We start from the raw sequence: 804 nt of genomic DNA, 5'->3' as shown, positions 1-804 counted from the left end.
CCCCTTGTATCGGTTTTCACTCTCACTCTCTCCCCTTCCCTCCTCTTTCCCCCCCTCCCTTCCCCCTTTCTCCCCCCCCCCTTCCTTCCCTTTTCTCCTCTCTTTTCCTTCTTCCTTCCCCTTTTCCCCTCCCTCCTCCCTTCCTTCTTTCCCTCTTTTTTTCCCTCTCTTTTCTCCCCTTTTTTCCCCTCTCTTTCCTTTTCTTCTTCCCCTCCCTCTTTTCTTCCTCCTCCCTTCCCTCTTCTCCTTCTCTTTTCCCCCTTTCCCTTCTCTCCCCCCCTTTTCTCCCTCCTCTCTTCTCTTTTCTCTCTTTCTTTCCCCTTCCCCTTCCCCCCTCCCTTTCCCTTTCTCTCTTCCCCCTCTCCCTTTTTTTTTCTTTCTTCCTTTTTTTTCCCTTCTCCCCCTCTCTCCCCTCTCCCTCTTTTCTTCCCTTCCTTCTTTCCCCTTTTCTTTCTTTTTCCCTTCCTCTTTTCTCTCTCCTTCTTCCCCTCCTTTCTCTTTTTCTCCTTTCTCCTCCTTCTTTCCCCTTTCTCCTTCCTCCTCTCTTCCTCTTCCTCCCTTCTTTCCTTTCCCTTTCCCTCCCTCTCTTCCTCTCTTCTTTCTTTCTCTCTTCCCCTCTCTTTCTTTTCCTTTTTTTTTCCTTTTCTTTCTCCTTTCTTTCTCCCTTCTCCTTCCCCTTTCTTTCCCTTCCTCCTTTTCCCTCCCTCTCTCCTTCCCCTTCTTTTCCTTTTTTCCCCTTTCCTTCTTTTTCCTTTTTCTTTTTTTCGTTTGTTTCTCTCTTTTCTTTTTCTCCCTTTCTCCCCT

The 804-nt window shown here is 47.9% G+C and carries 1 protein-coding gene; it reads right to left on the bottom strand.

Translation table 11 applies throughout. From position 1 onward, the window contains the following. Positions 1-804: hypothetical protein (locus tag K5Q73_RS21905; RefSeq protein ID WP_220766190.1), on the bottom strand; the 804-nt coding region annotated here is incomplete at both ends.

It is taken from the genome of Shewanella sp. MBTL60-112-B2 (assembly GCF_019655055.1).
GTDB lineage: Bacteria > Pseudomonadota > Gammaproteobacteria > Enterobacterales > Shewanellaceae > Shewanella.
Note: the sequence above shows the minus strand (reverse complement) of the source record. Positions and strands in the feature narration are given on the sequence as shown.